General features: G+C 66.5%; 10 protein-coding genes and 1 pseudogene. 5 read left to right on the forward strand and 6 right to left on the reverse strand.

The window, feature by feature from the left end; translation table 11 throughout:
* Positions 1–7: 7 nt before the first annotated feature.
* The 4 genes from JMY28_RS15035 to JMY28_RS15050 form a co-directional block, all read right to left on the reverse strand.
* Positions 8–1,312: an EAL domain-containing protein gene (locus JMY28_RS15035; RefSeq protein WP_201696738.1), complete on the reverse strand. Its 1,305-nt coding sequence runs from the start codon at positions 1,310–1,312 to the stop codon at positions 8–10.
* Positions 1,313–1,572: 260 nt separating this feature from the next.
* Positions 1,573–1,833, reverse strand: a complete 261-nt coding sequence (locus JMY28_RS15040; protein WP_158758014.1) for a DNA-binding protein — start codon at positions 1,831–1,833, stop codon at positions 1,573–1,575.
* Between the two features lie 246 nt (positions 1,834–2,079).
* Positions 2,080–2,307, reverse strand: coding sequence for a hypothetical protein (locus JMY28_RS15045; RefSeq protein WP_201696739.1), 228 nt, complete (start codon positions 2,305–2,307; stop codon positions 2,080–2,082).
* Positions 2,308–2,466: 159 nt separating this feature from the next.
* Positions 2,467–3,204, reverse strand: coding sequence for a YdcF family protein (locus JMY28_RS15050; protein ID WP_201696740.1), 738 nt, complete (start codon positions 3,202–3,204; stop codon positions 2,467–2,469).
* Between the two features lie 270 nt (positions 3,205–3,474).
* Here JMY28_RS15050 and JMY28_RS15055 point away from each other — a divergent pair, with 270 nt between their 5' ends.
* Complete coding sequence (locus tag JMY28_RS15055) at positions 3,475–3,789, forward strand: hypothetical protein (RefSeq protein WP_028204806.1); 315 nt, start codon at positions 3,475–3,477, stop codon at positions 3,787–3,789.
* Between the two features lie 246 nt (positions 3,790–4,035).
* On the opposite strand, the gene JMY28_RS15060 is transcribed toward JMY28_RS15055, so the two are convergent.
* Positions 4,036–4,323 carry a hypothetical protein gene (locus tag JMY28_RS15060; RefSeq protein WP_201696741.1) on the reverse strand — a complete coding sequence of 96 codons (288 nt, stop codon included), beginning with the start codon at positions 4,321–4,323 and terminating at the stop codon, positions 4,036–4,038.
* A gap of 289 nt (positions 4,324–4,612) precedes the next feature.
* Positions 4,613–5,008: pseudogene (locus tag JMY28_RS15065) on the reverse strand (transposase); the annotation flags it as partial.
* Positions 5,009–5,434: 426 nt separating this feature from the next.
* Here JMY28_RS15065 and JMY28_RS15070 point away from each other — a divergent pair.
* The 4 genes from JMY28_RS15070 (at position 5,435) to rluB (ending at position 10,751) form a co-directional block, all read left to right on the forward strand.
* Entirely contained in the window at positions 5,435–6,337 is a 903-nt protein-coding gene (locus JMY28_RS15070) for a LysR family transcriptional regulator (protein WP_201696742.1), read from the forward strand.
* 96 nt (positions 6,338–6,433) lie between these two features.
* Entirely contained in the window at positions 6,434–7,633 is a 1,200-nt protein-coding gene (locus JMY28_RS15075; protein WP_201696743.1) for a pyridoxal phosphate-dependent aminotransferase, read from the forward strand.
* A gap of 338 nt (positions 7,634–7,971) precedes the next feature.
* Positions 7,972–8,910, forward strand: a complete 939-nt coding sequence (gene scpB / locus JMY28_RS15080) for an SMC-Scp complex subunit ScpB (RefSeq protein ID WP_201696744.1) — start codon at positions 7,972–7,974, stop codon at positions 8,908–8,910.
* Between the two features lie 62 nt (positions 8,911–8,972).
* On the forward strand, positions 8,973–10,751 hold the full coding sequence (gene rluB / locus JMY28_RS15085) for a 23S rRNA pseudouridine(2605) synthase RluB (protein WP_201696745.1): 1,779 nt from the start codon (positions 8,973–8,975) through the stop codon (positions 10,749–10,751).
* Positions 10,752–11,025 lie beyond the last annotated feature (274 nt).

Raw genomic sequence — 11,025 nt, forward strand, 5'->3', positions numbered from 1 at the left:
ACGCGCATTAACCCGGCTTGCGCCACGGGCGCTCGCGCGGCCCGTGCTCGGGCGGAAAGTCCGCGCACAACACGTGTGTCGCGCCGCCGTAGTCGAGTGCGATGGCGGCCGTGTAGCAGAGCTCGCCGTCGCTGAGCGAATAGTGCGGACCCATCACCGCGACCGTGCCGGGCGCGGCAAGCGCACGCCGGAAGTACTCGCGGCGCGACCAGTTGCTGTTGGTGTCGGGATAGAAAGGCGCGAAGCGCGCGGGCCGCCCGACGCCGGGCATGGCAATCGAAGGCTCGTGTTGCTCGCCGTGTTCGTCCGCGGTGAAGACGCGCTGCGCGTGGCTGCTGCCGTCGCCGAAAATCGCTTCGGCGGCCGCTTCGAGCGTTCCGCCGCCCGTGAGCACACGTGCGCCACACAGCATCGCGTGTGAGAGCGCGCCGAAATTGACCTGCTCGATGATCTCGGTGCTGCGCTGGTAGTCGGCGAAGCGCCGCCACATCGACTGCGCGAGCGCGGGCGCGGCGGCGCTGGCTGCCCGTACCGAAGCTTGTGGCTCGCCGAACCAGAAGCCCTGCACGAGATCGACGTCGGCCTGCATCAGCACCATGAGTTGCGGCTCGGTCTCGACGCCTTCTGCGAGCACCATCGTGCCGGCGTGATGAAGGATCGAGACGAGCTCCGAGATGAATGCCACATGACTTTCTCCGCTAGCCGCGCGTGTGACGAGCGAGCGGTCGAGTTTGACGATGTCGGGCCGGTAGCGCCAGACGCGATCGAAATTGGAGAAACCCGCGCCGAAGTCGTCGAGCGCGACGAGGAAATCGCGGCCGCCGGCGGGCGCCCTTTCGTCGACGAACGAGCTGTGCTCGTCGCCGCCGCGTTGCTCGAGTACCTCGATCACCACACGTTCGTGCGGGAAGTCGAAGTGCCGGCACAGGCCGTCGATTGCGGCTTGCGCGGGGTCGGCGGCGCGTGCGCTGCGCGGCAGCGTGTTCAGGAAGATCCAGCCGGTCTCCACGCGTTGCTCGACGAAATTCGCGAGGTGCAGGCAGCGGGCGAGCGCGTCGAGCTGTTGCGCTTCGGCGCCTTCTACCGTTGCGAACAGGTCCGCCGGGGCGACGGTATGACCCGACTCGTCGGTGACGCGCAGCAACGCCTCATAGCCGACCACGCGCTGATGCGTGATCGAGAGCACGGGCTGGAATGCGCTGTCGAGCGCGCAACCATGCCAGTGCGCGCCCCAGCCGGCAGCACGCCGCTGGAGTGGGGCGGGCGGGCTGCCGGTGGCAGTCGCCTTTGCGTTCGACGGATCGTTCGGCATGGCTCGGGACGCGCGGCGGCGCGCGCGGTTCGTGTGCGTTTGAACCCGCAGGCCCGCGCCCGACGGCGGTAAGCGGCGGAGCCTGTCGTCAAGTGTACGGACTATCGGAAAATGCTGCGCGCACGAGTCGTGCCAGGTGCGACGTGCGATGCGCGCCGGTGGAGGGTGGGGAGAGTCGAAGTCGGGAGGGCGCCCGCGTCGGGTGCGAGCGCCTCGGGTACCGCCTGCTGGCGGTCGGGTTTGCCGCCTGGTGTTGCCGCTCAGTGCGCGGTGTCGGGCACGTCGAGAATCAGGATGATGGTCCAGTCCGCGTCGCCTTCGTGATGATATTGACGTTCAGCGACGATGAACGGCTGCTGCTTGCCGGCCGGCCCGAGGAACAGCACGTCGCCTTCCATCGGCAGGCATTCGATGGGGGGCAGCGCGAGATACGCGTCCTGGCTGCCGCCGCGTGGCATCAGTTTTTCGATCTTGCGTGAGGCCGCTTCGGTCCATTCGATGTCGAGCTGGATGTTGCTCATTGCGTTTCTCCGCGCGTGGCGCGCACAAAAGGTTGGGTCTACGCCGACCGGGGCGTTTTCGAGGTGCGCGACTTTAGCATACCGCGCCCGCGCGCCGTCGCGGTGGCGATGCGCACGAGGCCAGAAACGTGGCGGGGCGACGCGGCGAATAAAAAAGCCGATGACGGCAAGACCGGCATCGGCTTCATTCCCGGGAAGGCGCTGCCCGCGTGCGCTGGGCTGCGCGCCTTCTGGCCTCTCACGTTCTTACTGGGCGGGAGCCTTCTTGTGATGCGAATGCCCCGACTTGTGATGCATCATGGGCGCCGGTGCGGGCGCGGCTTCCTGTTGCTGCTGGAGGGCCTGCGCGCGTTGGAGGACGTCGTCGGCCCTGGCCGGATCGGTGCTCATCGTGATGCCGTTATCCGACTGCGCATGCGCAGCGCCCGCCAGTGCGGAAAGTGAAATCAGGACTGCGAGGGACACTTTTTTCATCTTTACCTCCGAAGGAGCGGTTTATGGACCCAGCCGATACCTGTCCAAGCAGGATGGACATGTCATTCTAACGACCAAATACTCGCTCCAGATGACATCGCGTAAGTCGTTCGCTTAGGACTTACATCTCGTTACATCTGACGCCGTCATACGCTCATACTAGAACCAGCCGATCATCCGATACACATAAAACTGGGCAACCCCAATCGATTCGTGTAGCGCCGTTTCGGCGGACTTGAGATTGGCCACACGCGGGAGCAGGCCGCGCTCGACGCGGCGCACGTTGGATACCGCGGGCAGCGGGTTCATGTCGAAGCGCTGAAAATCGAGCATCGCGCGGCGCATCTGGTACGACGACGTCACGAGCAGGAGCGTTTCATCGTTCCCGGCCCGGACGATGGGCGCGACGTTGCGCGCGTTCTGATACGTCGTGAGGCTCTGGTTTTCGAGCACGAGATCGGCGCTCGGCACGCCGGCGCGCAGCAGGTAAGGCGCGTAGTTGTCGGCCTCGGCGCTCGGATGGTGCTCCGGGTTGCCGCCACTCACGATCACGCGGCACGTGCCGCCCGCGCGCGCGCACTGCGCGTACAGTTCGGCGGCGAGGGCAATGCGTGCGTAGACGTCGCGCGCGGGGACCAGTTGGCCATCGCGGGATTCGGTGCCGCCGCCCAGCATGATGATGGCGGTGCGCGGACCGAAGCGCGTTGGGCCGATTTTCGCTTGATCGTAGGGAGTGCGATATAACGCCGGCTGCGCGATATCGAGCAGCACCCCGGTGAGCCAGCCGGTGGCGAGCAGCCAGAAGACCAGCGCCGCGCAGGCTGCGACACGCCAGCGCGCCCCGCGCCACAGCAGGCCGAGCGCAATAAATAGCGCAAACAAAACGATTAGAATCAATTTGGATGAGGTAACGTATTGTTTTCGGGAAAACGCGCGTCCAACCGACCTTTGCGCCGCGAACGTGGCGCGGCGTTGGCCGTGCGGGAAGCGGCGAAGCTGCTTTCACGGGGCCCGGATAACCTGCAGTCCCTGCCGCTGCACAGCGCGCGGATGGGGCGCGCCGGCCCGCCAGGGCACAGAGTGCGCCGTTCTCAGGTCCGCATTGCGCCGCAGCCGGCTTGCGCGAGGCTCAATGATCGCAGGACTGCATTTTAAGAAAGAAGTGAGATGACCACGTATTCCAACGAAGCAGTCCTCGAAGCGCTACGGCGGGTGCAGTATCGGCAGGTCCCGTGGGCGCGTCGTCCTGAAGTGTTCCAATATTTGCGCGATCTCGGCATGATGGACATCGTCCGGCAACGCACGGTTGCGCCGGCGCCGGGCTTCCATGCGCCGGTCGATATCGCGGTGCTCACCGATCGTGGCCGCGCGGAATTCGCCCGGCTCGCGCGCGACGAACGTACGCTGCAGTGGAGCGCGCATCGCGTGGCCGACTACGTCGCGGAGCGCGTGCCCCAATCCGGCCTCGAAGCCAGCCAGTAGCACTCTACCTTCTCTATCTCCCTCGTCCCGCCAAAAAAAAGCCCGCATCGAAAGATACGGGCTTACCGGAATTACTGCTGCCACGCTGTGCTTGATGGCGTATGGGTAGACCGCACGTGAGGCGCGGTGGTTCCCTGGGGCAGGGTATATGCTGAGCCGCGAGGTCCGGGGACGGCTTGCCGCCTCCGTCATCGTCCCTCTTTCATCGGTCCCGGCAGTCCCCTCGATGGTGTTTCGCTGGCCGGCTCACCGCCGCTGCGTCGGCTCCTGCCGCTGCGGCGCGCTGCGGCGGGCATTGTCTGCTATGTCGCCGCGCAAATCGCCGCGCGGCACCGGCGGGTTGCCCGCGTTCGGGCCAGGCGCTGCGGGCGGCGGAGCATGCGCGCCGGTGCGCGATATCGACCATGGCGGTACGGAGGCATGCGGCGGCTGGGCCGCGGCGCTGAACGACACAAACGACGCCGCCGGCACGAAGAGGGCGAGGGTGGACAGCGAAACCATGATGCCCCGGATGTGCAGGTTCATGGATTTCATGGTGGTTCCCCGTCAATCCAGTTTCTTGACGTTAATGGACATGCTCCTAAGCTAACGTCGGACGCGAAAGCGCGCTGTAAATATTGGTAATGAGATGTATCGCGCGGTGCCGATCGCTTTGTTGCGGACGCAGCGATGTCAGATGCAGTCTGGATGAGCCAGAGAGGGCGGCAGTGCTGGTCCAGGACCGGACCACGGTCTGCAGCGGCCGCGGAGTGCGGAGGGGATGGGAGAAAAACACGCCGGGTGCACGAGGCACCCGGCGGAACAGCAAATGAAGCGTGGCTCAGGCCATCTTGACCGGCGCGCGCCACGATTCCGGGTTGGTCCAGAACGCGCCACGCAGGCGATCGCGACTGGGCGGTGCGGGCGGTTTGGTCGCCGTGGCGCCGATACGGCCGCGCAGCGAAATTTCACGCCCGTTCGTGCTCAGTCGCTTGACGATTTCCGCAAGCGTGCCGTCCGCTTGCCACTCATCGAAACGGCGGCGGCAGGTCGGCGGCGAGGGGTAACGGCCAGGGAGCTTGGACCAGCCTTCACCCGTCGAAAGCACCCAGAGCACCGCGTTGACCACAGCACGCGCTTCGACGCGAGGCCGTCCGCGCCGTTCGCTCCGTGCCGGTTCAGCACAGAACAACGCCTCGACCAGCGCCCATTCGTTGTCTCTCAAATCGTCGAACAGCATCATGTTTCACCTCAGCGAAGCTATCTCCGGTGCGCTGCCCCGCGCTGCGCACTCTTCATGTACTCCCGGCAGGATGCCGGAGTACCAGGCGGGCCCGGCTGGAACTGTCCCGGACTGCATGCTTCCGGTACGTCCATCGAACCTGTGCGTGCCTTAATGCGAAAACCGTGCCAGCACGTACGTTCTCGTCTTGAAGCCGCGTGGCGCCAAGCCCGCGCGGGAGATTGCCAGGGGCGTATAAGACTCGAAAACACTTATCGAGAAAATCGGGAGAATCACCAATCTTGTGCAGATAAGCCCGTCCTGCGTGCGTTTGCGCCGTATTGCTGCACTGCGGCGAACCATGGGCAGCGCGCTTCCTCTACCCAGAGTGGTGGGTGCCCGGCATAAAATCGCATGAAAACGGACAATTCATGAGGCAAGCGGATGAATGTGACGCTGCGGCAATTGCGAGTCTTCATCGAGGTCGCCCGGCTGCAGAGTTTTAGCCGGGCAGGGGACGAAATCGGGCTCACGCAGTCGGCGGTGAGCCGTTGTGTGCGCGAACTCGAAGCCGAGATTGGCGTGAAGCTCGTCGACCGGACCACGCGCGAGGTGCAACTCACGGATGTCGGCGCGAACCTGATCGCGAGCATTCCGCGTCTGCTCAACGATCTGGACGACGCTTTGCGCGAAATTCGCGAGATTGGCGAGCAGCGGCGCGGCCGCGTCGTCGTGGCGGCAAGCCCGACGGTCGCCTGCCGCTTGATGCCGCAGGTCGTGGCCGCGTGCGGGCAGCAGTTCCCCTACATTACGCTTGGGTTGCGCGACGACGTGCAGAGCGACGTCGTCCGCAAGATCCGATCGGGCGAAGTGGACTTCGGCGTCATCATCGGACCCTTTGCCGCTGAAGATCTCGAAACGGAGTGTCTGACCACGGACTCGTTCTGCGTGGTCGTGCGCGGCGATCACACGCTCGCGCTGAGTCAGGAAGTCGCGTGGAAGGAGCTGGACGGCGAGCGTCTCGTGATGCTCGACTACGCCTCGGGCAGCCGCCCGCTCATCGACGCCGTGATGAGCGAGCAGGGCGTGCGCGCCCGTGTGGTGCAGGAGCTGGGCCATCCCGCCACGGTATTCGGCCTCGTCGAGGCAGGCGTGGGCATCAGCGTGCTGCCGTGGCTCGCGCTGCCCGTACCGGCGGGCGCGCCCTTGCTTGCGCGGGCGCTCGTGCCGCGCGCGGAGCGCACCGTGGAGCTCGTGCGGCGGCGCGACCGCTCGCTCTCGCCGGCCGCCGAGGCGGTCTGGTCGCTGATCCGTCAACTTGCCGGCCAGCCCGAAGAGCAGCACTGAAACCGCCGCGCCGGCGCTTGCGGGCGTGGACCTCATGGCGTCCGGCTGCGCGCTACACTTCACGCTTTCCCACATTCTGTGTCACCCGGAACCCCGATGAGCGATTTCGATCCGTCGTCCTCCATCTCCCTGCCGCGCGAAGCGGTGCGTGCGTTGCGCTCGTCGCAGATCCGCGAAGTGGCGAACGCCGGGTTCGGCGTTCCCGACGTGCTGCCGTTCTGGTTCGGCGAGTCCGACCGTGTGACGCCGCCGTTCATCCGCGAGGCGGCCGCCGAGGCGCTCGGGCGCGGCGACACGTTTTATACGCACAACCTCGGTATTGCGCCGCTGCGCGAATCGCTCGCCCGCTACGTGAGCGAACTGCACGGCGCGACGCCGCTGGACAACCTCGCGGTGACGAGCGCCGGCGTCAATGCGCTGATGCTGGCGGCCCAGCTCGTCGTGGGCGCGGGCGACCGGGTGGTGGCGGTGACGCCGCTGTGGCCGAACCTCGTCGAAATCCCGAAGATTCTCGGCGCCACGGTCGAGACGGTCTCGCTCAGCTACGGCGAGCAGGGCTGGACGCTCGATCTCGACCGGCTGCTGGCGGCGCTCACGCCCGACACGCGCCTCCTCATGATCAACTCGCCGAACAATCCGACTGGGTGGGTGATGACGCGCGATCAGCAGCGCGCGGTGCTCGAGCATTGCCGGCGCGTCGGCATCTGGATCGTCGCCGACGAGGTCTACGAGCGCCTTTACTACGGTGACGCGAGTGAGCGCACCGCGCCCTCGTTTCTCGACATCGCGTCGCGCGAAGAGCGGTTGATCTGCGTCAATTCGTTCTCGAAGGCCTGGCTTATGACCGGCTGGCGGCTCGGCTGGATGGTCGTGCCGCGCACCCTGACCGACGATCTCGGCAAGCTGGTCGAGTACAACACCTCATGCGCGCCGTCGTTCGTGCAGCAGGCTGGCATCGCGGCGGTCGAGCACGGCGAGCCGTTCACGCGCTCGCTCGTGGCCGATCTGCGCGCCTCGCGCGACCATCTCGCCGCGGCGCTTGCGAAGCTGCCCGGCGTCGACGTGAAGGTGCCGCATGGCGCGATGTACCTGTTTTTCCGGCTGGCGGGCGCGCAGAACAGCCTCGAGCTGTGCAAGGCGCTGGTGCGCGACGCGGGCCTCGGGCTCGCGCCCGGCAGCGCGTTCGGACCGCAAGGTGAAGGTTTCGTGCGCTGGTGCTATGCGTGCGATCCGGCGCGGCTCGACGCGGGCGTCGAGCGGCTCGCGCGTTACCTCGAGGCGGTGGGAGCGCATTGAGCCGGTGCTGAGGGCGCGTTGGGGCGGCGTGGCGTGGGGGAGCGCAAAGCGGCGGCGAGGGCCGGGTTAAAATCAGGTGGCTCATGCGGAATGGCGTCTTTACGCACCCAGCGTTTTTGCGTAATATGGCGCTCAGTCAAGCGATTCCCTGCGGGAAATTCGCGGCTCCCTCCGGCTGGGTCTGGCTCTTTGCCTGAATTTCGGCCCCCCGGTGCGTGCTCCCATCAATATGACCGATCAGAATCGGGCGAGCGCGTCTCCAGTTCCATATCGTCTTTCGTCTGTCTGATCCGGTTCCTTGAACCTGATTTACCTTACTTAGGGTCTGACCTGGCTGCATGAATACCCAAGAGGCGAAAATCGTCCTCGAGACTGCATTGATCTGCACGCAGGAGCCGTTGAAGATCGGCGAGCTGCGCAAACTGTTTGCCGACGACATTTCGGCCGACACGGTCCGCAACCTGCTCGAAGACCTGCGGCATGAATGGTCCGGGCGCGGCGTCGAGCTGGTGGGGCTCGCGTCGGGCTGGCGCTTTCAGAGCAAGCCGGCCATGCGGACGTACCTTGAGCGGTTGCACCCCGAAAAGCCGCCGCGCTATTCGCGCGCGGTCCTTGAAACGCTCGCGATCATCGCGTACCGGCAGCCGGTCACGCGTGGCGACATCGAGGAAATTCGTGGCGTCACGGTCAACACGCAGGTCGTCAAACAGCTCGAGGACCGTAACTGGATCGAAGTGATCGGTCATCGTGACGTGCCGGGACGCCCGGCGCTCTATGCAACGACGCGGGAGTTTCTCGACGATCTCGGACTGAAGTCGCTCGACGAATTGCCGCCGCTCGATGATCCGTCGAGCCAGTTCGGCGAGCAACTGCTTGCCCAGCATGCGATCGAGTTTCCCGATAGCGCCGCCGCGCAACTCGTTGGGGAAGTGCAGTCCGAGGCTGCCGCCGATGCGGCAGGCGCGGAAGATGCGGTAGCGCAGAGCGAGGCGTCGGACGTCGAAACGTCCGGGCAGACCGACAGCGAACCGCACGACACGGAAGAAGCGCGCGAGATGGCGGCCGCAAACGTTGCATACGCAGCCGATGCCTCGGGCGACGCGGTACATGACGAAACAAGCCTCGCGCTGCACGGGTCAGCCCCGGACGCTTACGCGCAGGATGCCGCGCACGCAGCAGATGCGGCGGGCGAAGAAGAACACGAAGACCGCCGCGACGCGGCGCAGGACGACCCCGTCTCGACGACGGACGACGAAGCCGCACGACGCGGCATCTGAAGCAACAAGCATTTTTGACGCGCCCCGCAAGCGGGCGCGCAACCTGACATTTTGAGGTTGTTTTGACTGATATCCACGACACCGATTCGACCGACGCGTCTGAATCCGCGCGCCGCGCGTCCTCCGCGCGCGACGACGACACGCGTGCTTCGCAGGTCGAAGGCGAAGCACAGGGCGGCGAGGGCGAAGAGCGTCCGCGCCGCGGCCTGCGCCGCGGGCCGCGCAGCCTGATCGCGCGCCGCCGCGCGGGCGCGAAGGCAAAGGCCGCTGAAGGCGCGGAGGGCGCTGACGTGTCCGCAGCGCCTGCTGCCGCGCCGCAATCGACGCCTGATCGCGCTCCCGACGGGCGCGCACCGCGCAAGGACGGCGGCGCGAAGAAGCCGGGCCGCCGCCAGAACGCGGGCGGCGTCGGTCAGGGTGAGCGTCAAGGCGAGCGCCAGGGTGAGCGTCAACAGGGCGCGAGACGCCAGAAAGGCCAGGGCCGCGGGGAAGGCCAGCCGGCCGCCGCCACGAACGAGTCCACTCCGGACGACCTGTTCCTCTACGTGACTTCGCCGGCGTTCGACGCGGACAACGGCGCCGGCTCGGGTGTGCACGCACCGATGCTGCGCCGCGGCCGCGCGCAGCAGCCCAAGCGCGTGCTGAGCCCCGATGACGATGCGCCGAAGCTGCACAAGGTGCTGGCGGATGCGGGCATGGGTTCGCGTCGCGACATGGAAGAGCTGATCATTGCTGGGCGCGTCTCCGTGAACGGCGAGCCTGCGCACATTGGCCAGCGCATCCTGCCGACCGACCAGGTCCGCATTAACGGCAAGCCCATCAAACGCAAGCTGCAGAACAAGCCGCCGCGCGTGCTGATCTACCACAAGCCGACCGGCGAAATCGTAAGCCACGCCGATCCGGAAGGCCGCCCCTCGGTGTTCGACCGCCTGCCGCCGATGAAAACGGCGAAGTGGCTGGCTGTCGGCCGTCTGGACTTCAACACCGAAGGTCTGCTGATGCTGACGACCTCGGGCGATCTCGCGAACCGTTTCATGCACCCGCGCTACAGCGTGGAGCGCGAGTACGCGGTGCGCGTGGTGGGCGAGCTGAGCGAGGGGATGCGTCAGAAATTGCTCAAGGGCGTCGAACTCGAGGACGGTCCCGCGAGCTTCCTGCGCATCCGCGACGGCGGCGGCGAAGGCACGAACCACTGGTACCACGTCGCGTTGGCCGAAGGCCGTAACCGCGAAGTGCGGCGTATGTTCGAGGCGGCCGGCCTGATGGTGAGCCGCCTGATCCGTACGCGCCACGGCCCGATCGCGCTGCCCAAGGGTCTCAAGCGCGGCCGCTGGGAAGAGCTCGAAGACAACGAGGTACGCGCGCTGATGGCGGCGGTCGGCCTGAAGGCGCCGAGCGAAGAGAAGGGCGGTCGTGGCGGCAAGGAGCAGGAGCGTCGCCAGCCCGATCCGATGCAGACGTCCATGGGCTTCATCAACCGCGAGCCGGTGCTGAGCTCGCACGGTGCAATGGGTCAGCCGCGCCAGGGCCAAGGCCAGGGACGGCGAGGCGCGGCGGGTGGCTTCGGTAGTGGCGCGGGTGGCGGACACGGCAACTTCGGCGCGGGCTCCGGTTTCGGCGGCCGTGGCGGCAGCCGTACGGGCGGCCGCGAAGTCGACGGCAATCGTGCGCCGGGCGCGGCGGGCAAGCGTGCGGGCGGCAATGCCGGCGGCAATGCGGGCGGCAATCGCCGCAGCGGTCCGGGCAACGGTGGCAATGCCAACCCCAATGGCAATCGCGCAGGCGGCAATAGCCGCGGCGGCCAGCGTGGCACGCCGCGCAACCGCACACGCGGCCACTGACCCGCGAGGCGAGCGACGTTCGGCCGCGCCATGCGGTGGGCGTCGCGGCCGTGCAACGACGGCGATGCTCGCGGTTTGCGCAGTATCCGCAGTCGCTGTTGTTGCAAATGCGCTCGGTTAGCGCGTAAAACGCCGGAAAATCCCCCTGCGAGCCCGTAAATAACGGCAAAAGGCGGCTCGGGCTTGACCGCGGATTTGCGTTAATGTGCAAAAAAGGCTAGAATCACAAAGTCGCTGGGCGTGCGGCTGTTATTTGCGCCCCAGGTGCGACCAC

The organism is Paraburkholderia hiiakae (assembly GCF_904848665.1).
Lineage (GTDB): Bacteria > Pseudomonadota > Gammaproteobacteria > Burkholderiales > Burkholderiaceae > Paraburkholderia > Paraburkholderia hiiakae.